This window comes from Pseudonocardia phyllosphaerae, assembly GCF_046546475.1.
GTDB lineage: Bacteria > Actinomycetota > Actinomycetes > Mycobacteriales > Pseudonocardiaceae > Pseudonocardia > Pseudonocardia phyllosphaerae.
The window spans coordinates 135,665-155,738 of sequence record NZ_JBKGXS010000001.1; the positions used below are offsets into that span (position 1 = coordinate 135,665).

At 74.4% G+C, this 20,074-nt stretch carries 21 protein-coding genes; 10 read left to right on the forward strand and 11 right to left on the reverse strand.

Annotated elements, in window-relative coordinates; genetic code table 11:
• Positions 1-236 precede the first annotated feature (236 nt).
• Positions 237-1,511, forward strand: a complete 1,275-nt coding sequence (locus tag ACLE50_RS00635; protein ID WP_410941348.1) for an adenylosuccinate synthase — start codon at positions 237-239, stop codon at positions 1,509-1,511.
• Positions 1,512-1,528: 17 nt separating this feature from the next.
• Here ACLE50_RS00635 and ACLE50_RS00640 read toward each other — a convergent pair whose 3' ends face one another.
• From ACLE50_RS00640 to nth, 5 genes are all read right to left on the reverse strand, one after another.
• Positions 1,529-2,737 carry an MFS transporter gene (locus tag ACLE50_RS00640; RefSeq protein ID WP_410941349.1) on the reverse strand — a complete coding sequence of 403 codons (1,209 nt, stop codon included), beginning with the start codon at positions 2,735-2,737 and terminating at the stop codon, positions 1,529-1,531.
• 71 nt (positions 2,738-2,808) lie between these two features.
• Positions 2,809-4,008: a MarP family serine protease gene (locus ACLE50_RS00645; RefSeq protein ID WP_410942224.1), complete on the reverse strand. Its 1,200-nt coding sequence runs from the start codon at positions 4,006-4,008 to the stop codon at positions 2,809-2,811.
• A gap of 37 nt (positions 4,009-4,045) precedes the next feature.
• Positions 4,046-4,792, reverse strand: a complete 747-nt coding sequence (locus tag ACLE50_RS00650) for an NUDIX hydrolase (RefSeq protein WP_410941350.1) — start codon at positions 4,790-4,792, stop codon at positions 4,046-4,048.
• On the reverse strand, positions 4,789-5,457 hold the full coding sequence (locus ACLE50_RS00655; RefSeq protein WP_410941351.1) for a TlpA family protein disulfide reductase: 669 nt from the start codon (positions 5,455-5,457) through the stop codon (positions 4,789-4,791). Before ACLE50_RS00655 ends, ACLE50_RS00650 begins: the two co-directional genes overlap by 4 nt.
• On the reverse strand, positions 5,454-6,272 hold the full coding sequence (gene nth / locus ACLE50_RS00660; protein WP_410941352.1) for an endonuclease III: 819 nt from the start codon (positions 6,270-6,272) through the stop codon (positions 5,454-5,456). The genes ACLE50_RS00655 and nth overlap by 4 nt, the downstream gene beginning before the upstream one ends.
• Before the next feature lie 224 nt (positions 6,273-6,496).
• Between nth and ACLE50_RS00665 the strand changes: the two genes are divergently transcribed.
• The 4 genes from ACLE50_RS00665 (at position 6,497) to ACLE50_RS00680 (ending at position 9,702) form a co-directional block, all read left to right on the forward strand.
• The gene (locus ACLE50_RS00665) at positions 6,497-6,745 is read left to right on the forward strand and encodes a hypothetical protein (RefSeq protein ID WP_344021712.1); all 249 of its coding nucleotides are present in this window, start codon (positions 6,497-6,499) and stop codon (positions 6,743-6,745) included.
• Between the two features lie 164 nt (positions 6,746-6,909).
• Positions 6,910-7,584, forward strand: a complete 675-nt coding sequence (locus ACLE50_RS00670) for a Crp/Fnr family transcriptional regulator (protein WP_410941353.1) — start codon at positions 6,910-6,912, stop codon at positions 7,582-7,584.
• Positions 7,585-7,741: 157 nt separating this feature from the next.
• Complete coding sequence (locus ACLE50_RS00675) at positions 7,742-8,998, forward strand: MFS transporter (RefSeq protein ID WP_410941354.1); 1,257 nt, start codon at positions 7,742-7,744, stop codon at positions 8,996-8,998.
• Positions 8,995-9,702, forward strand: coding sequence for an HD domain-containing protein (locus tag ACLE50_RS00680; RefSeq protein ID WP_410941355.1), 708 nt, complete (start codon positions 8,995-8,997; stop codon positions 9,700-9,702). The genes ACLE50_RS00675 and ACLE50_RS00680 overlap by 4 nt, the downstream gene beginning before the upstream one ends.
• Positions 9,703-9,706: 4 nt before the next feature.
• On the opposite strand, the gene ACLE50_RS00685 is transcribed toward ACLE50_RS00680, so the two are convergent.
• Complete coding sequence (locus tag ACLE50_RS00685; RefSeq protein ID WP_410941356.1) at positions 9,707-10,495, reverse strand: MBL fold metallo-hydrolase; 789 nt, start codon at positions 10,493-10,495, stop codon at positions 9,707-9,709.
• A complete protein-coding gene (locus ACLE50_RS00690; RefSeq protein ID WP_410941357.1) occupies positions 10,492-11,298 on the reverse strand; it encodes an NUDIX hydrolase in 807 nt (268 codons plus the stop codon). Before ACLE50_RS00690 ends, ACLE50_RS00685 begins: the two co-directional genes overlap by 4 nt.
• A 52-nt stretch (positions 11,299-11,350) precedes the next feature.
• Between ACLE50_RS00690 and ACLE50_RS00695 the strand changes: the two genes are divergently transcribed.
• Complete coding sequence (locus tag ACLE50_RS00695; protein WP_410941358.1) at positions 11,351-12,247, forward strand: Gfo/Idh/MocA family protein; 897 nt, start codon at positions 11,351-11,353, stop codon at positions 12,245-12,247.
• Positions 12,248-12,334: 87 nt separating this feature from the next.
• On the opposite strand, the gene ACLE50_RS00700 is transcribed toward ACLE50_RS00695, so the two are convergent.
• The gene (locus ACLE50_RS00700) at positions 12,335-12,790 is read right to left on the reverse strand and encodes a RidA family protein (RefSeq protein WP_410941359.1); all 456 of its coding nucleotides are present in this window, start codon (positions 12,788-12,790) and stop codon (positions 12,335-12,337) included.
• A complete protein-coding gene (locus tag ACLE50_RS00705) occupies positions 12,787-12,957 on the reverse strand; it encodes a DUF4177 domain-containing protein (protein ID WP_410941360.1) in 171 nt (56 codons plus the stop codon). The genes ACLE50_RS00700 and ACLE50_RS00705 overlap by 4 nt, the downstream gene beginning before the upstream one ends.
• Positions 12,958-13,056: 99 nt before the next feature.
• On the opposite strand from ACLE50_RS00705, the gene ACLE50_RS00710 reads away from it, so the two are divergent.
• Positions 13,057-14,106, forward strand: a complete 1,050-nt coding sequence (locus tag ACLE50_RS00710; RefSeq protein WP_410941361.1) for an ArsA-related P-loop ATPase — start codon at positions 13,057-13,059, stop codon at positions 14,104-14,106.
• Positions 14,103-15,272 (forward strand): ArsA family ATPase, encoded by a 1,170-nt coding sequence (locus ACLE50_RS00715; protein ID WP_410941362.1) that lies wholly within the window; start codon positions 14,103-14,105, stop codon positions 15,270-15,272. Before ACLE50_RS00710 ends, ACLE50_RS00715 begins: the two co-directional genes overlap by 4 nt.
• Before the next feature lie 18 nt (positions 15,273-15,290).
• On the opposite strand, the gene ACLE50_RS00720 is transcribed toward ACLE50_RS00715, so the two are convergent.
• On the reverse strand, positions 15,291-15,986 hold the full coding sequence (locus ACLE50_RS00720) for a class I SAM-dependent methyltransferase (RefSeq protein ID WP_410941363.1): 696 nt from the start codon (positions 15,984-15,986) through the stop codon (positions 15,291-15,293).
• A gap of 24 nt (positions 15,987-16,010) precedes the next feature.
• Positions 16,011-16,331, reverse strand: a complete 321-nt coding sequence (locus ACLE50_RS00725; protein ID WP_410942225.1) for a WhiB family transcriptional regulator — start codon at positions 16,329-16,331, stop codon at positions 16,011-16,013.
• Positions 16,332-16,675: 344 nt separating this feature from the next.
• Here ACLE50_RS00725 and ACLE50_RS00730 point away from each other — a divergent pair, with 344 nt between their 5' ends.
• Together ACLE50_RS00730 and ACLE50_RS00735 are read left to right on the forward strand one after the other, a co-directional pair.
• Complete coding sequence (locus ACLE50_RS00730) at positions 16,676-19,012, forward strand: penicillin-binding protein (RefSeq protein ID WP_410941364.1); 2,337 nt, start codon at positions 16,676-16,678, stop codon at positions 19,010-19,012.
• A gap of 113 nt (positions 19,013-19,125) precedes the next feature.
• Positions 19,126-19,974 carry a hypothetical protein gene (locus ACLE50_RS00735; protein WP_410941365.1) on the forward strand — a complete coding sequence of 283 codons (849 nt, stop codon included), beginning with the start codon at positions 19,126-19,128 and terminating at the stop codon, positions 19,972-19,974.
• The last annotated feature ends 100 nt before the right edge of the window (positions 19,975-20,074 follow it).

Here is a 20,074-nt window from a genome sequence, read left to right on the forward strand (position 1 = left end):
CGAGCGCACCGCCGGATCGCCGACCAGGAACGACGGTGGGCGTTCCCGGCGCGCAGCGGGCCGGATACCGTGGGCACGAAGACGGCCGCGCGGCCGTTCACCCGCCGGTGAACAGGTCAGCAGTACCGCTTCGGGATCGGTCGAGACCACGGATCGAGTACCCTCCCCGCCGCGGAACCGGATGGCACGCCCGGATCCGCGGCCGTGACGTGCGTGTGTGAACTGGAGTCTCTTACATGCCCGCAATCGTGTTGATCGGCGCCCAGTGGGGCGACGAGGGCAAGGGCAAGGCGACCGACCTGCTGGGCGGCGAGTTCGGCTGGGTCGTCCGCTACCAGGGCGGCAACAACGCCGGGCACACCGTCGTCACGCCGGACGGGCGCGACTTCGCGCTGAAGCTCATCCCCTCGGGCATCCTCTCGCCGGGCGTGAAGAACGTGATCGGCAACGGGGTCGTCGTGAACCCCGAGGCGCTGATCGAGGAGAAGGCCGGGCTGGAGAAGCGCGGCGTCGACACCTCCGGCCTGCTGATCTCCGCCGACTCGCACCTGATCATGCCGTACCACGTGGCGATCGACCGGGTCACCGAGCGCTACCTCGGCAAGGCCAAGATCGGCACCACCGGCCGCGGGATCGGCCCGGCGTACCAGGACAAGGTCGCCCGGGTCGGCGTGCGTGCCGCGGACCTGCTCGACGAGAAGATCCTGCACCAGAAGGTGGAGGCCGCCCTCGAGCTGAAGAACCAGATCCTGGTGAAGGTCTACAACCGGCGCGCGCTCGACTTCCACGAGGTCGTCGACACCGTGCTGGAGCAGTCGAAGGAGTTCGCCGACAAGATCGTCGACACCCGGCTGCTGCTCAACCAGGCGCTCGAGCGCGGCGAGACGCTGCTGCTGGAGGGCTCGCAGGGCACCCTGCTCGACGTCGACCACGGCACCTACCCGTTCGTGACCAGCTCGAACCCGACCGCGGGCGGCGCCGCCGTCGGCTCGGGCATCGGGCCGAACCGGATCGACCGGGTGATCGGGATCCTCAAGGCCTACACGACGCGCGTGGGGTCCGGCCCGTTCCCGACCGAGCTGCACGACGAGATGGGCGAGTTCCTCCGCAAGACCGGCGGCGAGGTCGGCGTGAACACCGGCCGGGACCGCCGCTGCGGCTGGTTCGACGCCGTCATCGGGCGCTACGCCGCCCGCGTCAACGGCATCACCGACTTCTTCCTGACCAAGCTCGACGTGCTGTCCGGGCTGGAGACCGTGCCGATCTGCGTCGGCTACGAGGTCGACGGCCACCGCATCGACGAGATGCCGATGACCCAGACCGGCTTCCACCACGCGGTCCCGGTGTACGAGGAGATGCCCGGCTGGATCGAGGACCTCTCCTCGGCCCGCAGCTGGACCGACCTGCCCGCCAACGCCCGCGCCTACGTGGAGCGGATCGAGGAGCTGACCGGTGCACCGGTGTCCGCGATCGGCGTCGGCCCGGGCCGCGAGCAGACGATCACCCGCTGAGCCCGCACGGGCCGGGGTCAGCGGTTCGCCGCCGCCTCGGCCCGCGCGGCCGGCTCGTCGCGCACCGGCGTCACCGCCGTCGCGACGAGCGGAGCCAGCGCGGCCACGGCGAAGCCCAGGCCGTAGCCGGTCGCGCCCACCAGGGCGCCGAGCACGACCGGGACCGCCGAGGCGATCGCGTTCTGCCCGGTGTTCTGGACGCCGAGGGCCCGCCCGGACCAGGACACCCCGGCCAGCTCGGCGGTGCTGGTGAAGGCCAGCCCGTTGTCGGCGACGGTGACCACCGCGCCGACCGCCAGCATCGTCACGGCCAGCCAGGGCGCCACCGCGTCGCCGAGCGCGAACAGCAGCAGCACCACCGTCGCGCCCACCGCCACCTGGCGCATCGGCCGCAACCGCGAGCCGACCCGGTCGGACCACCAGCCGGACCCGATCCGCCCGAACGCGCCCGCGACCTGACCGGCGGCGACGAACGCGCCGGCCGCTGCGGGAGCCCAGTGCTGCTGGCGGACCAGGTACTCGGTGCCGAACGCCGACACCGCGAACTGCGGCACCACCAGCAGCGCCGACGCCGCGTGCACCCGCCACAGCGTCGGTGTCCGGTACGGCGACCGCACCGGCGCCGAGCCGGCCGGGCGTTCCCTGCGGGGCGGGTCCGGGGCCAGCAGCAGCACCAGCACGGCCGCGACCAGGCACAGCGCAGCGGGCAGCAGCAGCGCCGTCCACGGCCCGGCGGCGACACCCAGCGCAGGCAGCGTCAGCCCGGCCAGCGCGACACCCAGCGGCTGCGCGGTCTGCCGGATGCCCATCGCGGTGCCGCGCTCGCGCACGGAGAACCAGCCCATCACCATCCGGCCGCTGGCGGCGAACACCGACGCGGCACCGGCCCCGCCGAGCAGCAGGAACACCAGCGTCGCGGGTCCCGGGAACAGCGCGGCGAGCCCCACGGCGGCCGCACAGGCCACCAGCCCTGCGGCGATCACCCGTCGCTCGCCGGACCGGTCGGCGGCCGCACCCCAGGCGATCAGTGTGAGCAGCAGGCCGGTGGTCGGCGCGCCGACGTAGGTGCCGACCCGGGCCAGCGAGAGCCCGCCCTGGTCGCGCAGCAGCGGGACCAGGAACGGCAGGCCGTAGACGAACGAGCAGGCCGCGGTCTGGGCGAGCACGCCGACGCCGAGGACCAGCCAGCGGCGGCGGCTCCGGGTGACGTCGGGCGCGGAGGTCATGTACCTACGCTAAGCATCGTTCTCACCATCCGGCCAATCGCTCCCGGATGCTGAGAACCGTGCTCAGGCGGTCAGGACGCGCACTCCCCGGTGTCGGCGGCCTGCGAGCCGCCCGAGGCGGCGGCGTTCAGAGCCTGCGCGACCTGCTCGGCGGTGAGCACGAAGCCGGTCTCGGAGTCGTCGAGCGCCGCGCCGAAGACCACGCCGACGACCTTCCCGTCCGGGGTGATCATCGGGCCGCCGGAGTTCCCCGAGCGGACGACGGCGCGCACGGTGTAGACGTCGCGCACGACGCTGCCCTGTTCGTAGATGTCCGGGCCACGCAGACGGATCCGCTCGCGGATCTTGCCCGGGGTGATCGTGTACGGCCCGTCCAGCGGGTAGCCGAGGATGATCGTGTCGTCGCCGACGCGGGCCGGGTCCGGGCTGAACGGCAGCGGCTCCTTGTCCAGGTCCGGCACGTCCAGCACGGCGACGTCGACCTCGGGGTCGTAGAACACGACTGTCGCGTCGAGCATGCGGGTACGCCCGCTCGACGTGGTCGCCTCGACCGAGGTGCTCGAGGTACCGGCGACGACGTGCGCGTTGGTCATGACCTTCTGCGGCGCGACGACGAACCCGGTGCCCTCCAGCGCGCGGCGGCAGGACGGCGCCCGCCCGCGGATCTTCAGCACCCGGTCCTGGACCTCGGAGACGATCGGCGAGCGCGCGAGCGCGGAGTCCGGTGGCCCGACCGCGGCGACCGGGGTCCGGGAGAACGGTGAGACGACGTCCGGGAAGCCGGAGTCGTCGAGGATCTGGCGCAGCTCGGCGGGCAGCCGGCGCGCCGAGTCGGGCATGACGCCGTCGACCGAGGACAGCACGCGGGAGTCCCGCAGCCCGCTGGTCAGTCCGGTCAGGTTCGTCGAGGCCAGCGGCAGCGCGATCAGCCACGCGGCGACGACGACCGCGACGGCCTGCACCCCGGCACCGAGTGCGGAGTCGACCTTGAGCGTGCGCTCGCCGCGGATCCGGTCGCGGACGAACCGGCCGAGGTAGACACCGGTGGCCTCGCCGAGCGCGACGAGCAGCACGACCGCGCCGATCCCGAGCAGGATCTTGGCCTGCTGCGACTCCACCTGCGCGGCCAGCAGCGGCGCGAGCCGCAGCCCGAGCACCGCCCCGGTGAGCACGCCGAGGAACGACAGCACCGCGACCGCCACCCCGTGCCGCCAGCCGGACGCGGCCGCCAGCAGAGCGAGGAGCACGACGACGACGTCGACCCAGCTCAGATCCACACCGGCACCTCGATCCGGTCGTGCGGGTCGGTCACGCGCTCTCCTCGCCGTCGGTCCGGGGGCCGGTGTCGTGGTCGCCGGCAACGGTGCCGGTCCGGTCGGTGCCGCCGTCCCGGGCCCGGGACCAGGCCCGATCGAGCTCCTCGACCCGGGTGGCGTCCCACGGACGCTCCCAGCCGGACCGGTGCAGCAGAGCGGACAATATGCCCCCGGTGAATCCCCAGATCACCAGCCCCGAGGTCCGGAACGCCGGGCCGGTGTGCCCGCGCGGACCCCGCACGGTGAACCGGTTCGCGGGGTCGGTGAGCTGCGAGATCGGTACCCGCAGCACCCGGGCGGTCTCCCCGGTGTCGACGGCGCGGACCGCGCACGGCTCGGCCCACCAGGCCAGCACCGGGGTCACGAGGAACCCGGTCGGGGGAATGAACAGCTCCGGCAGGACGGCGAGCGGCCGCACCCCCGCCGGGTCCAGCCCGGTCTCCTCCCGGGCCTCGCGCAGTGCGGCACCGACCGGGCCGTCGTCGCCGGGGTCGAGAGCGCCACCGGGGAAGGCGACCTGACCGGCGTGGGCGCGCAGGGTCGGCGCCCGCTCGGTGAGCAGGACGGTCGGCTCCGGGCCGTCGTCGGAGAACAGCATCAGCACCGCGGCCCGGCGGGCCTCGGCAGCGCGTGCGCCCGGGTCGCGGCGGGCCGGGAACCAGGACAGGTCCAGGTCGCGGACGCCGTCGACCAGCGGGGCGAGGGTGTGCGGCACGGTCACCGGGTCGGGGACGTTCACGTCAGGCGCTCCACCGCGGCGGCGACGGCGTCGGCGTCGCGGAACGGGACCGGCGGGAGGACCGGGGCGACCGACCCGTCGGCGCGCACGACGTAGCTGGCAGGAAGGGCCGGTGGGACCCGCAGCGCGCTGCGCAGCCCGCCGCCCGCGTCGGCCACGGCGGGCAGCCGGATTCCCAGGTCACGGGCCAGGGTGAGCGCCGCGACCGGGTCGTCCTGCACGTCGACGGTGAGGACCTCGACCGCGCCGGGGCGGGCGGCGTAGGCGGCGAGCGCGGGCAGCTCGGCACGGCAGGGAGCGCACCACGACGCCCACACGTTGACCAGCACCGGCCGTCCGGCCACGGCGCGCCCGACGTCGACGGTGCCGTCGTGCCCCAGGCAGGGAACGGTCACCCCGGCCAGCGGCCCGGCCGCCGGGGCGCCGGTGGGGCCCGGGCAGGGGGCGAGGGCGGCCGCGTCCCGGGCGGCGGCGAGCGCGGCCGGGTCCGCGGCGGCGGGGTCGGAGTCCGGGGCGGCCGCGGCAGGCGGGCTCCCGGAGCGGGCCGGTGCGGGCCCTGACTGCTCGGAGGAGGCAGGCCACAGCGCCCACACCGCGATCGCGACGAGCACGGCCACGACGGCCGTCGAGACGATCTCGGAGCGGCGGGCGCCGGTCCGGCTCACCGTGCGGCGTCCGTGGTGGCGCCGTCCGGGGTGATACCGGCGAGCTCGAGCAGGTGGTCGCGCTCCGGGCCCTTGACCAGCGCGGCGGCCTCCGCCGGGTCGGTCGGCCCCAGCCCGTAGGACGGGCAGTCCACGGCCAGGGTGCACGCGCCGCAGGCGGGCTTGCGGGAGTGGCAGACCCGGCGCCCGTGGAAGATCACCTCGTGCGACACGGTCGTCCAGTCGCGCCGCGGGACCAGCGCCCCGACGGCGTGTTCGACCTTGACCGGGTCCTCCTCGGTCGTCCAGCCCCAGCGGCGGACGAGCCGGCCGAAGTGGGTGTCGACGGTGATGCCGGGGACGTCGAAGGCGTTGCCGAGGATGACGTTCGCGGTCTTGCGGCCGATGCCGGGCAGCTTCACCAGGTCCTCGAGCCGCGCGGGCAGCTCCCCGCCGTACTTCTCGACGACGGCCGCCCCCAGCCCCATCAGCGACGACGCCTTGTTCCGGTAGAAGCCGGTCGGCCGGATCATCTCCTCGAGCTCGGTCCGGTCGGCGGCGGCGTAGTCCGCGGCGGTGGGGTAGCGCGCGAACAGCGCCGGGGTGACCTGGTTGACGCGCACGTCGGTGCACTGCGCGGACAGGATCGTCGCGACGGCGAGGTCGATCGGAGTGGTGAAGTCCAGCTCGCAGTACACGTGCGGGTACGCCTCGGCCAGCGCGCGCAGGATCCGGTTCACCCGCCGCGCGCGCCCGATCGGGGACTCCCCGGCCTGCACCCGCGCGGCGAGCCCGGCCGCGGCGCGCCGGGACGGCCGCCGGACGGAGGTGCTCACGTCACCGAGCGTACGGGTGGGCCCCGACAGGATGGGCACCGACAGGATCGGCGCCGACGGGATGGGCACCGGTGGGAACGCGACGGCCCCGGCGTGCCACGGGCCTCCCGGCCGACTGCCGCATGATCATTACCGGACCGGGGTCACGAACGGGTCACAGGTCGGTGGCGCGCCGACCCCCGGTCGCCCGGCACGCGGACGGGTGCGAGAGGATCAGGTCTGCCATGACTGCCTGGTTGAGCGTCCTCGTCCCGCTGCTGGTGATGTTCTTCGCGCTCGGTATGGAGCGTGTGGAGTCCCGGCTCCGTGAGTCCACCGTGCGGCAGGACGAGCTGGACGAGATGCTGGAACAGCCCCGCCCGGACGAGGTGCGCGCGCTGTTCCGCTCCGGTACCAGTCGCGCGCTGGAGCTGTTCCGCCTGCGGAACCGTCGGCGCCGGGGTACCCGACGGAGCCAGGTTCCGTCTGCCTGACAAGATCGTCATGGGTGCTTACGGGTGCCCCTGGCGGACAATGACGACCCGATCGGCGGAAGCCGATCGGGTCGTGTGCTGCGCACGTGTGTGGTGAAGGCCTCTACACTGGCGCGCCGACGACCTGCCGTGGCCGAAGCGGCCGGTGAGCGAGGAGCATTGCAGTGGACGAGGTTCTGATCCGGGCGGGGATCTTCCAGGGCGTGGAACCCCAGGCGGCGGAGGCGCTGACCGAAGCGCTCGAGGCCACCGAGTTCTCGCGTGGGCAGGTCATCTTCTCCGAGGGTGAGCCCGGTGACCGCCTCTACATCGTTGCCGGCGGCAAGGTGAAGCTCGGCCGCAAGTCCCCGGACGGCCGGGAGAACCTGCTGATGGTGGCGGGGCCCTCCGACATGTTCGGCGAGCTGTCGATCTTCGACCCGGGCCCGCGTACGTCGTCGGCGACCGCGGTGACCGAGGTGCGCTGCTACACGATGGACCGCGCCGCGCTGCGCGAGTGGATCGGCAAGCGCCCGGAGATCGCCGAGCAGCTGCTGCGCGTGCTGGCCCGCCGCCTGCGCCGCACCAACAACATGCTCGCGGACCTGATCTTCACCGACGTGCCCGGTCGTGTCGCGAAGTCGCTGCTGCAGCTCGCGCGCCAGTTCGGCTCCCAGGAGTCCGGCCTGCTGCGGGTCACCCACGACCTCACCCAGGAGGAGATCGCCCAGCTCGTCGGCGCCTCCCGGGAGACCGTGAACAAGGCGCTCGCCGACTTCGCGCACCGTGGCTGGCTGCGGCTCGAGGGCAAGAGCGTGCTGATCCTGGAGCCCGAGCGTCTCGCGCGTCGCGCGCGCTGAATCGGCACCGCGCGTCGCGCGCGTTGATCGGTACCGCGCGTCGCGCGCGTTGATCGGTACCGCGCGCCGCGCGCGCTGATCTTCCCCGTGCCCCTGGCGTCCCGGGGGGACGGAAACTCTCTGGTACGCACGTACCAGAACATGTGATGCTGGGAGCATGGGCGCCACGTTCTCCGACTACCGGGCCGCCCTGTCCGCACCCGGCGCCGCCGCGCCGGTGTGCGCGTCGGCGCTCGGGCGGCTGCCCATCGCGATGTACAGCCTCGCGGTGCTGCTCTACGTCCGCGAGGCCCACGGGTCCTACGCCGTCGCCGGTGCGGTCTCCGCGGCCGCGCTGGTCGGCGTCGCGACCGGCATGGTCGCCCAGGGCCGGCTGCTCGACCGGCTCGGCCCGACCCGCCCGCTGCTGCTGATCGCGGCGGTGTACCTGCTGCTCGCGGCCGGTCTGGTCGTCGCGATCGAGGCTCGGGCGCCGCTCGCGGTACTCGCCGTGGTCGCGTTCGGGACCGGTGCGGCCGGCCCGGCGCTGGAGGGCGCGTCGCGGGCGTTGTGGTCGGAGCTGGTGCCCGCGGGACGGCGGCTCGAGGCGGCGCTGACCTACGAGGCGATCAGCCTCGAGACGTTCTTCATCCTCGGGCCCGCGCTCGCCGCGATCCTGGTGACGACGACGCCGTGGCCCGGCACCGCACTCGTCGTCGCCGCCGTGCTCGACGCCGGCGGGACGGTCTGGTTCGCGCTCACCCCCGCCGTACGGCGCCGGTCGGCGCGGATCCGCACCGCACGCGCGGCCGGGCCGCGGACGCCGTCGGGGGACGCGCTTCTCGGGGTGATCCGGCGGCCCGGGCTGCAGACGGTGGCGCTGGCGTCGTTCGGGTTCGGGCTGGTCGCGGGCACCGCGGAGGTCGGGGTGCTGGCCGCGTCGGCGCATGCGGGGGCCCCGGCCGCGGGTGGCGTGCTGCTGTCGGCGTGGTCGGTCGTGTCCGTGCTCGCCGGGATCGGTTACGGGATGCGGCCGTGGCCGCGGGCACTGCACCTGCGGATGCCGGTGCTGCTCGGCGGGTTCGGCGTGCTCGTCGCGGTGATGGGTCTGGTGTCGCCGTCCGGGTCGCTGGTGTGGCTCGGGCTGGTCATGATCCTGGCCGGGGCGCTGATCACCCCGCAGACCACGGCGCACTCGCTGGGTGTGGAGCTGACCGCGCCCGCGTCGGCGGCGACCGAGGCGTTCAACTGGGTGGTGACCGCGGCGGTGCTGGGGGTCTCCGGTGGGCAGTCGCTGGCCGGGGTGTGCGTGGACCGGCTCGGGCCCGCGGGCTACGCCGTCGGCGGCGGGCTGGGTGCGCTGGTCGCGGTGCTGCTGTGGATCCGCAGGCACGGGGTCGCCCGCGCCGCATCGGCACGGGAGGCGATGGCGTGAAGCGCAGTGCCGCGGACCTGGGCGAGCTGCGTGCGGTCGTCGCCGCCGAGATGGCCGGGGCCGACGTCGCGCACGACCTCGGGCACCTCGACCGGGTCGCCGGACTGACCGGGCGGCTCGCGTCACGGGAGGGCCTGGACGGCTACGCCGCCACGGTCGCCGCCTACGTGCACGACCTGCACCGCGCCGCCGAGGCCCGCACCGGCGTCGTCGTCGCCCCGGCCGAGGTCCGCGCCGCCGCGGCCGCGGTGCTGGACCGGGCCGGGATCGACCCCGCCGTGCACGAGGCCGTGCTGGACGCGGTCGAGGCCACCGGCCGGTACTCGTTCTCCGCGGACCCCGCCGCCACTGTTCCGGAGGGCGACGCGGCCCGGATCGCCGCCTGCCTGCACGACGCCGACATGCTGGACGCCATGGGCGCCACCGGGATCGCCCGCGCCTTCGCCTACGGCGGCGCGATCGGCGAGCCGCTGTGGGACCCGGCCGCGTCGGTGCGCACCGACGGCTACCGCTCCGGGCCGACCGGCTCCGTCGTCGCGCACTTCCACGAGAAGCTGCTGCGGCTGCGCGGGGAGCTGGTCACCGCGGCCGGCCGCGAGCTGGGCGAGCGGCGGCACGCGGCGCTGGAGGAGTTCGTGCGCCGGTTCCGCGAGGAGTGGATCGAGGCCCACGACGACGCCGCGGGGGCCCCGCCCGCGCCGTGAGCGCTCAGCCGCGCAGGTGATCCAGCTGCGCGCGCACCGACAGCTCCGCGGCGTCCCACAGCGACTCGTCGACGTCGGCGTAGACCACCTCGACCACCCGGCGGGCCGTCGCGTCCGGGCCCAGCTGCTCCAGTGCGGCCCGAACCTGGTCCAGGCGCTGCTCACGGTGGGTGAGGTACCGGGTCGCGACCGCGGCGGCGTCGGGCAGCTCCGGTCCGTGCCCGGGCAGCACCGGCGTCCCGGCAGGCAGCTCGGCGATCCGGCGCAGCGAGGTCAGGTACGGACCCAGTGCCCCGTCCGGGTGGGCGATCACCGTGGTGCCGCGGCCGAGGATCGTGTCCCCGGCCAGCAGCGCGGCCCCGTCCACCCCCGGTGCGGTGACCAGCAGTGACACCGAGTCCGAGGTGTGTCCCGGGGTGGCGAGCACGGTCAGCTCCACCCCGGCCGCGCAGATCGTCTCCCCGTCGGTCAGCGGGGCCGTGCCGCACACCAGGTCCGGGTCGGCGGCGTACACCGGGGCGCCGGTCAGCTCGGTGAACCGGTCGATCCCGCCCGCGTGATCGTGGTGACGGTGGGTGAGCACGACCGCGGCCACGGTCCGGCCGCCGGCGAGCGTCTCGAGGTGGGTGCCGTCGTCCTCACCCGGGTCGACGACGACCACGTCGGCCGCACCGGGCGCGGCCAGCACCCAGGTGTTGGTGCCGTCGAGGGTCATCGGGCCGGGGTTGTCCTGCAGCAGGACCGACGCCAGCGGGTGGGCCGGGCGCAGCTCACCGTAGAGCGGGTGGGTCACCGGCCGGCCTCGGTGAAGCGCCAGGTCGGGTCGCCGGGCAGCGTGATCGTCACGACCTTCCCCTCGCGGCGCACCTCGGGGGTGATCGGCGAGATGTCCCGGCTCTCGGCGGCGTCGAGGACGGCCGCGGTGTCGTTGTGCTCCGCGAGCTCCTGCAGCGTGCGCAGGGTCGGCGGCATCAGCTTCACGTCCCCGGTCTCGTAGGCGGCGAGCGCATCGGCGGGGCGCCACCAGCGGGCCTCGACGGCCTCGCTGGTGTGGTCGTCGGCGTCCTGGCCCTCGGGAACCCGTGCGACGAGGAACGCGGTGTCGTAGCGCTTCGGCTGCCCCTGCGGGGTGATCCAGCGCGACCACGGCACCAGCAGGTCCGCGCGCAGCTGCAGGTCGTGCTCGGCGAGCAGCCACGGCAGCGAGACCCGGTGGTCCACCAGCTGGGCGCGGTCGTCGGCGAGGTGGCCGACCGGGCCGGGGGCGTCGCCGTCGGTGGCGGCGAGCAGCACCCCGCTCTCCTCGAACGTCTCGCGCACCGCGGCGGTCACGACGGCGGCCGCGGGCTCGGCGTCGAGACCGAGACGGGCACCGAACCGTTCCGGGTCCGGCCCGGTCCAGCGGTCGGGGTCCGGGGTGTCGTCGCGGGCGACACCACCACCGGGGAACACCGTCATGCCGCCGGCGAACGCCATCCCGGCGACGCGGCGCTGGAGGAAGACCTGCAGGTCACCGGAGCCGGGCTCGTCGCGGACCAGCAGCACGGTGGCGGCGGGTCGCGGCTCGACCGGCGTCTGCGGCGGAGGAGCTGTCATGTGCCGGACCCTAGGACATCGCACCGGTGCACCGGCGAGTGAGAATGCCCGCATGAGGATCGGACTGGTCGGCGCGGGCCCGTGGGCGCGCACCGTGCACGCGCCCGCGATCGCCGCACACCCGCAGTGGAGCGCGGCGGGTGTCTGGGCCCGGCGCCCGGAGGCGGCGGCCGAGGTCGCGGCGGTGTCCGGCGGGCCGGTGCACGACTCGTTCGACGACCTGCTCGACGCCTGCGACACCGTCGCGTTCGCCGTCCCGCCGCAGGTCCAGGGTGAGCTCGTGCTCCGCGCCGCGGCCGCCGGGAAGCACCTGGTGCTGGAGAAGCCGCTGGCCGCGGACCTGGTGGCGGCGGAGCGGGCAGCCGCCGCGATCGACGACGCCGGGTGGTACTCGGCGACGATGCTGACCCTGCGGTTCGACCCGGCGATCCGGGCCTGGCTCGACGCCGTGCCGGCCGGCCCGCACGGGCCGGACACGGTCGCGGCGGCGCGCTGGCTGTCCGGGGCGCTGCTCGGCGGGCCGTTCGCGACGTCGTCGTGGCGGGCCGAGCACGGCGCGCTGCTCGACGTCGGCCCGCACGTGATCGACCTGCTCGACGCCGCACTGGGCCCGGTGACCGGCGTCGACCAGGCCCGGCTCGACGAGCCGGACCTGTGGCGGATCGGGTTGTCGCACAGCGGCGGCGCGCACAGCTCGATGATGCTGTCGCTGCGGATCCCGGTGGACCCGACCGACTTCGAGGTCGCCGTCGCAGGCGGCGCCGGTCGGCACCTGCTCGACACGCGCCCCGCCGACGCCGCGGCCTGCTACGGCACGCTGCTCGGCGAGCTCGCGACCGCGATCGACACCGGTGAGCCGCTCACCGCTGTCGACGCCCGCCGTGCCCTGCACCTGCAGCAGATCGTCGAGGAGATCCGCGCCGCCGTACGGGACCGAGAAACCGGGTAGGTACGACCGCGCCGGGCGGACGATCCGGGTGCTACCGCGCTGGGCGGACGACCTGGGTGCTACCGCGCTGGGCGGACGACCTGGGTGCTACCGCACCTCGACGACCAGCTCCACCTCGACCGGGACGTCCAGCGGCAGCACCGCGACGCCGACGGCGGAGCGGGCGTGCCGCCCCGCGTCGCCGAAGATCTCGCCCAGCAGGTCGGAGGCCCCGTTGACGACGCCCGGCTGCCCGGTGAACGACGGGTCCGACGCGACGAAGCCGACCACCTTCACCACACCGGTGACGGCGTCGAGCCCGACCAGGCCGTCGACGGCGGCGAGCGCGTTCAGCGTGCAGATCCGGGCCAGGTCGTAGGCCTGCTCCGGGGTGACACCGGCGCCGACCTTGCCGGTCGCGGCGACCTTCCCGTCGACGAACGGGACCTGGCCCGCGGTGAAGACGAGGTCGCCGGTGCGGCGCGCCGGGATGTAGGAGCCGGCCGGCGTCGCGACCTCGGGAAGGGTGATCCCCAGCTCCTGCAGGCGGGCGCGCGCGCTCACGACTGGACCGGGCGCTTGAAGTAGGCGACGAGCTGCTCGGGGCTGGCACCGGCGGTGACGGTGACCAGCTCCCAGCCCTCCTGGCCGAAGTTGTCCAGGATCGCCTTGGTGTTGTGGATCAGCAGCGGGGCGGTCAGGTATTCCCACTTCACGACCGGAGAGCTCATGGTCGCGACCCTAGCGGTCGGCGGCGGGACACGTGTGGGCCGCACCTCGTCCGGGCTCGTCGGGAGGCCGACGGCGTGCGATCTCCGTACGCTGCCCCCGTGACGACGAGTGCGCCCGACGCCGCCGCCGATCCCGCCACCTGGCCCGCCGAGCTCGCGCAGGCCCGCCTGCACGTGGTGTCGGGGAAGGGCGGGACCGGCAAGACGACGGTCGCCGCCGCCCTCGCGCTCGCGCTGGCCACCGGCGGCAAGCGGGTGCTGCTGATCGAGGTCGAGGGCCGCCAGGGCATCGCCCAGGTCTTCGACACCGCCCCGCTGCCCTACGAGGAGCGCCGGATCGCCGTCGCTCCGGACGGCGGCGAGGTCCGTGCCCTGGCCATCGACACCGAGGCCGCGCTGCTCGAGTACTTCGAGATGTTCTACAAGTTCGGCATGGCCGGGCGGACGCTGCGCCGGATGGGCGCCATCGAGTTCGCGACGACGCTGGCCCCGGGTCTGCGCGACGTGCTGCTCACCGGCAAGGCCAAGGAGTGCGTCGCCCGCACCGACCCCGACGGGCGCCCCACCTACGACGCCGTCGTCGTCGACGCCCCGCCGACCGGGCGCCTGGTCACCTTCCTCGACGTCACCAAGGCGATGGCCGACCTGGCGAAGGTCGGCCCGATCCACTCCCAGGCCAAGGGCGTCGACAAGTTGATCCACTCCCCGGAGACCGCGGTCCACCTGGTCACCCTGCTGTCGGACCTGCCGGTCACCGAGACCCTCGACGCCGTCGACGAGCTGGAGGCCGCGCGGATCCCGCTCGGCACGGTCGTGGTGAACCGGATGCGCGAGCAGTGGCTGCCGGACCGCTCGGTGACCGCCGCCGCGGGCGGCCGGGTCGACGCGAACCGGATCCGGCACGGCCTGCAGAGCGCGGGCATCGAGCTGGACGAGGCCGAGATCGACGGCCTGGTCGAGGAGACCGTGGAGCACGCCGTCGCCGTCGCGTCGGAGACCGAGGCGCTGACCCGGCTCGACACCGAACCCGATCCGCCGCTGCCCCGGGTGACGCTGCCGGCGCTGCTCGGCGGCGTCGACCTGGGGACGCTCTACGAGCTCGCCGAGATCATGACCGAGCAGGGTGTGCACGTGGAGGGACGGCGATGAGCCCGGAGACCGGCAAGAAGGGCACCCCGCCCCCGACGCTCGACGTCGACGCCCTGATCGACGACCCGCAGACCCGGGTCATCGTGTGCTGCGGCTCCGGCGGCGTCGGGAAGACGACGACGTCCGCGGCGATCGCGCTGCGCGCCGCCGAGCGCGGCAGGCAGGCCGTGGTGCTGACGATCGACCCGGCCAAGCGCCTGGCCCAGGCCCTCGGCCTCGACGAGCTGTCCAACGACCCCGCGCCGGTGGCCGACGCCGACGGCGAGCTCTCGGCGATGATGCTGGACATGCGCCGCACCTTCGACGAGATGGTGCACGGCCACGCCCCCGAGGACCGCGCCCGCAAGATCATCGAGAACCCCTTCTACCAGACGATCTCGACGTCGTTCTCCGGAACGCACGAGTACATGGCCATGGAGAAGCTCGGCCAGCTCGTCGCGGCCGGGACCTGGGACCTCGTCGTCGTCGACACCCCGCCGTCGCGGTCGGCGCTGGACTTCCTCGACGCCCCGCAGCGCATGTCCCGCTTCCTCGACGGCCGGATGATCCGGCTGCTCGCCTCCCCGGCCCGGGCGGGCGGCAAGGGTCTGCGCAAGATCGTCGGCGCCGGGTTCGGGCTGTTCGCCAAGACCGTCGGGACGATCATCGGCGGGCAGATGCTGCAGGACGCGTCGGCGTTCGTGCAGGCCTTCGACACGCTGTTCGGCGGGTTCGCCGAGCGGGCGGAGAAGACCTACGCCCTGCTGCGCTCACCGGGCACGGCGTTCCTCGTCGTCGCCGCGCCGGAGCCGGACGCGCTGCGCGAGGCCGCGTACTTCACCGACCGGCTGTCGTCGGAGGAGATGCCGCTGGCCGGGCTGATCCTCAACCGGACCCATCCGGTGCTGGCGCCGGTGTCGGCGGCCCGGGCACGGGCGGCGGCCGAGCAGGTCGGCGGGCCGGGCTCGCAGATCGCCGCGGCGGTGCTGCGGCTGCACGCCGACCGAGTCGACCTGGCCGAGCGCGAGCAGCGGCTGCTCACCCGGTTCTCCGGTGCGCACCCGTCGGTGCCGGTGGTGCGGGTGCCCGCCGTCGTCGAGGACCTGGCCGAGCTCGACGGGCTGCGGCACGTCGGCGACCTGCTCGGCGGCGAGGCCCGCTCGGGCGCCGCCGCGACCGTCGGCTGAGGCCGGTCGAACGGCAGGTCAGGGCAGGTCGAAGAAGATCATCGGGTTGCGCGTGGTGCCGCGTGCCCCGGTGATCCCCAGCTCGGCGCGCACGGCGTCGAGCGCGCGCAGGTTCTCCCGGCCCGCGGTCCGGGCGGCGGTGAACCAGGTGACGTCCTGCTCGCGCAGCCGGCGCAGCACCTGGGAGCCCTCGGTCCACGGCCGTGCCCACCGCAGGTGGAACACGTCGTGCACGCTGGCCGGGGTGCCCGCCGCGACCCGCGGGAACAGCTCGTCGAGGTACCAGCGGGCGAAGCTGCGTCCGTGGTCGGCGTCGACGAACAGGTAGCCGGTGCCCGCCGGTACGGCGCCGACGGTGTCGCGCAGGTCGCCGGGGTGGAACACCCAGCGGTCCCGCGCCAGCGCCGCCGGCACCGACCCGCGGGCACGGTCGACCTTGTCGAACGAGTGCAGCTCGCCGTACCCGTTGTCGCGCAACGCGGAGAGCATCCAGGTGGTCGACCAGCCGTGGAAGGTCCCGACCTCGGTGACCTGCGCAGGCCGGTGGTGGCGCAGCAGCAGGTAGGTCAGCTCCGCCTCGACGTCGTCGAGCTGCGGGACGACGTCCGGGTGCGTGGCGAGGAACGCCCGCTGCTGGGCGATCACGGCCGCGAGGTCGCCCGCGTGTTCCCGGTACAGGTCGGTGAGAAGCGACAGCCGGTCGGTGGTCCGCACCCCCCGAAGCGTAGCGGGCGATGATCACGCACCCTTGTGACCACCGGCGTAGTGCTCGCTGCGGGCACGTCCGAGCAGCCGCGCCCAGTCGCCGACGCCGGGCCTGCGGCGCAACAGGGCGCGCCGCTCCCGCTCGGTCGTCCCGCCCCAGACGCCGGAGTCGATCTCGTTGTCCAGGGCGTGGGCGAGGCACTCGGTGCGGACCGGGCAGCGCACGCAGAACTCCTTCGCCTCGCGCTGCCGGGAGCCGGTGACGAACAGGTCCTCGGCGTCGGTGGTGCGGCAGCGTGCCGCGATCCGCCAGTTCCAGACCGGGCCAGACGGGCGGCGGCGGGCGGCGCGCAGCCGGGGCGCCCCGGTGCGGCGGGAGCCGATCGGGACGACCGGCGCGTGCCGGGCGGGGACGGGGTGCGCGGTGCTGCTCGGCGCAGTGCTGATCGAGTCGGTGCCGATCGGCTCGGTGTTGATCGGCTCGGTGTTGATCGAGTCGGGGCTGCTCGGGTCGATGCTCATCGGGGTGCCTCCGGGGCCGGGGCGGACCGGTTCGGGGTCCGCGTCGTGACACCGTCGATCCTGGAAGGCGTCACCCGTCCGGGGCAGGTCGCAAAACTACGCAACCACGCGGCGCGCACCTGACGGGTTCGGAACACCGGGGCCGTAGGCTGGCCGTCGTGAGGTTCCCCCGGCGCATGCTCCGCCCGATCGGTGTGCTCGCGGGACTGTGTGTCCTGCTGGGTGTGGTCACGGCCGGGATGGCGTTCCCGCTGGTCGGCGGCCTCGGCATCATGTCGAACGAGGCCGGGGACAGCGTCACGTCCAGCTCGGTCGACCTGGTCAGCAACCCCGCCCCGCTGACGACGACGCTGACCGACTCCGGCGGCAAGCCGATCGCGTACCTGTTCGACCAGAACCGGACGCAGGTCACCAACGAGCAGATCTCGCCCGCGATGAAGGCCGCGATCCTCGCGATCGAGGACCGCCGGTTCTACGAGCACCAGGGTGTGGACTGGCAGGGCACGCTGCGCGCGGTCGTCGCGAACTCGGCGTCGGGCGACGTGAAGCAGGGCGCGTCGACGCTGACCCAGCAGTACGTCAAGAACTACATGCTCTACGTCGACGCCCGCACCGAGGCCGAGCGGCTCAAGGCCACCGAGCAGACCCCGGCGCGCAAGCTCAAGGAGGCGCGGATCGCCCTGCAGCTGGAGCGCCAGCTGTCCAAGGACCAGATCCTCAACCGCTACCTCAACATCGTGTTCCTGGGCAATGGCTCGTACGGCGTCGCCGCGGCCGCCCGGACGTACTTCAACACGACGCCGGACAAGCTGACCGTGCCGCAGTCGGCGATGCTCGCCGGCATGGTCCGCTCGACCACCCAGTTCGACCCGGTCCAGCACCCCAAGACCGCGACCGACCGGCGCAACGTCGTCATCGACCAGATGCGCCAGCAGGGCATGATCGACGACGCGCAGGCCAAGCAGGCGACGGCCGCGCCGCTCGGCATCGTGAACCCGCTGGTCCGGGTGCCGAACGGCTGCATCGGCGCCGGCGACACCGGCTTCTTCTGCAAGTACGTCGTGCAGTACCTGACCGAGGCGGGCTTCTCCGACGAGCAGATCAACCGCGGCGGGTACACGATCCGCACGACGCTGGACCGCGGCGCGATGGAGAAGGTGAAGGCCTCCCTGGACAAGGAGGTCCCGCCGGACACCCCGAACGTCGCGAACACGATGTCGCTGGTCCAGCCGGGCAAGGACAAGCACCGGGTGCTCGCGATGGGCGCCAGCCGCCCGTTCGGCCTCGACGCCGACCGCGGCGAGACCAGCTACGGCCTGCCGTACCAGCCGGTCAACCTGGGTGCCGGCTCCATCTACAAGATCTTCACCGCGGCCACCGCGCTGGAGAAGGGGCTCGGCATCAACTACCAGATGCAGATCCCGCCGTCGGGCTACGCGTCGCCGATCTACGTCGACGGCGCCGGCCGCCCGATCCCGGTCAAGAACACCGGCAACTTCCCCGGCTCGATGACCCTGACCGACGCGCTCGCGAAGTCGCCGAACACCGGGTTCATCAAGCTCGAGGAGTTCACCGGCGTCCCGGACGTCGTCGACATGTCGGTGCGGCTGGGGATGAAGTCGCTGGCCAAGTCCCCGTTCGTCGACCCGAACACCGGGGAGCGCACCGACCGCTCGATCGCCGAGGTGATCAAGCAGCAGCGGCTGGCGTCGTTCACCCTCGGTGTGACGCCGACGTCGGTGCTGGAGCTGGCGAACGTCGGCGCGACGCTGTCCTCGGGCGGCCGCTGGTGCCCGCCGACCCCGATCGACTCGATCACCGACTCCACGGGCAAGAACGTCCCGATCACCGAGGAGCCGTGCGACCAGGCGGTCGACCCGGCGCTGGCGAACACGCTGCTCACCGGCATGAGCCACGACGACACCATCGGTACGTCGGCGAACGCGGCCAAGGCCGTCGGCTGGAACCGGCCGATGTCGGGCAAGACCGGTACCACCCAGCAGCACAAGTCGGCGGCCTTCGTCGGCGCGGTCCCGGAGATGTCCGGCTCGGTCATCACGTTCGACAACTCCGACTCGCCCCGCCCGCTGTGCGACGGCGGCGGTGCCCCGTTCGCCTGCGGTGAGGGCAACATCTTCGGTGGCAAGACCCCGGCGCGCACCTGGTTCGGTGCGGTCAAGCCGCTGCTCGACGGAAAGCCGCCGACGCCGCTGCCGCCCACGGACCCGCGCTACCTCGAGGGCGGCGCCGAGTCCAAGGTCCCGGAGGTGCTCGGCCGGTCCGAGGGCGACGCCCGCGGCGAGCTGGAGGGCCAGGGCTGGAAGGTCGGGACGCGCACGGTGGACAACCTCGCGCCCAAGGGAACGGTCGTCGGGCAGGAGCCGCGCGGCGCTGCGCTTCCGGGCGAGCAGGTGACCCTGCAGATCAGCAGCGGGACCGTCCCGGCTCCGCCGCCCCCGCCGGGTGCCGGTGCGCCTGCTCCGGCGGCCCCGGCGCCGCAGCCGGGCGGCTGACCCGGCCGCCGTCGGGCCTGATCAGGGCCGCGCGTCACCCGTCCGGGGCAGCGACGCGCGGCACGGACCGCCGGATCGGGGCGGACGGGCGCCGGCCGACCTAGCATGCGGACATGGCCGTGGGGTGGAGGGGTAGGCGCCGACCCGCGCCGGTGCCCGACGCCGGCGGCGAGCGCTGGGGCGTCGCCCGGCTGGTCGCGGAGCGGCGGGCCGAGCAGGACGGCACCGACCCCGGTAGCCCCGAAGGCCGGACTCCGGTCGACGGGCCGGCGGCCCGCTCCGCCCCCGTCGGGCGCGCCCGGCAGGCCGCAGGCGCCGACCGGGACCCGGTACCCGCGCCGCGGTCCGGTGGTTCCGGGGAGCCCGGGGACGCGCCGGCCCGGCCCCCAGAATCGGCATCGGCATCGGCATCGGCATCGGCCGGGCCGGAGGCCACCCCCGTCCGCACGCCGCCGGTCCGCACACCCCCGCCCCCGCACGACCCGGGGCCCGTCCGCGACGCCGAGCCCGCGAACGCAGGCCGGGTGGTCGCGTCCGGGCGGCCCGTCCGCCGTGCGGTGCCGGTGCAACGCCGTCCCGGCCCGGTGACCGCGACCGACCCCGCCGCCAGCTCCGAGGCCAACCCGCCCGCAGCCGAGACCGCGACCGAGGCCGACCCGGCCGCAGCCGAGCCCGCGTCCGGTGCCGCCCCGCGGGCGGCCGGGTCCGCAACCGGGTCCGGATCCGCCGCCGAGCCCGCAGCCGAACACCGTCGCCGGGCCCCGGACCGCCCGGCGCGCCCCGGTGGAGACGCCGCCTACCGGGTGCCCGCACTGCCCGCGCGCCCGCCGGTGGACCTCGAACCGGGGCTGGTCGGGTTCTCCCGGCTGACCCGTGGCCGTACCGGGGCCCGGGTGTTCGCGCTCTGCTTCGTCCTGATCTACCTGGTGATCGTCGTCCAGACCCTGATCTCGATCTTCTGAGCCCGTTCGTCCGCAGCCGGTGCCGTCGGTGGTGTCGGTGCCCCGCACTACCCTGAGCCGGACCGGGCCGGCCCCGGGCCGAGTGTGAGGAGGTGACCGG

What these genes read in the sequence shown, in the direction of transcription:
- ACLE50_RS00690 (WP_410941357.1), bottom strand. Translation starts at nt 11,298, where the DNA reads ATGACAGCTCCTCCGCCGCAGACGCCGGTCGAGCCGCGACCCGCCGCC.
- ACLE50_RS00735 (WP_410941365.1), top strand. Translation starts at nt 19,126, where the DNA reads ATGGCCGTGGGGTGGAGGGGTAGGCGCCGACCCGCGCCGGTGCCCGAC.
- ACLE50_RS00665 (WP_344021712.1), top strand. Translation starts at nt 6,497, where the DNA reads ATGACTGCCTGGTTGAGCGTCCTCGTCCCGCTGCTGGTGATGTTCTTC.
- ACLE50_RS00730 (WP_410941364.1), top strand. Translation starts at nt 16,676, where the DNA reads ATGCTCCGCCCGATCGGTGTGCTCGCGGGACTGTGTGTCCTGCTGGGT.
- ACLE50_RS00640 (WP_410941349.1), bottom strand. Translation starts at nt 2,737, where the DNA reads ATGACCTCCGCGCCCGACGTCACCCGGAGCCGCCGCCGCTGGCTGGTC.
- ACLE50_RS00635 (WP_410941348.1), top strand. Translation starts at nt 237, where the DNA reads ATGCCCGCAATCGTGTTGATCGGCGCCCAGTGGGGCGACGAGGGCAAG.
- ACLE50_RS00695 (WP_410941358.1), top strand. Translation starts at nt 11,351, where the DNA reads ATGAGGATCGGACTGGTCGGCGCGGGCCCGTGGGCGCGCACCGTGCAC.
- ACLE50_RS00715 (WP_410941362.1), top strand. Translation starts at nt 14,103, where the DNA reads ATGAGCCCGGAGACCGGCAAGAAGGGCACCCCGCCCCCGACGCTCGAC.
- ACLE50_RS00675 (WP_410941354.1), top strand. Translation starts at nt 7,742, where the DNA reads ATGGGCGCCACGTTCTCCGACTACCGGGCCGCCCTGTCCGCACCCGGC.
- ACLE50_RS00705 (WP_410941360.1), bottom strand. Translation starts at nt 12,957, where the DNA reads ATGAGCTCTCCGGTCGTGAAGTGGGAATACCTGACCGCCCCGCTGCTG.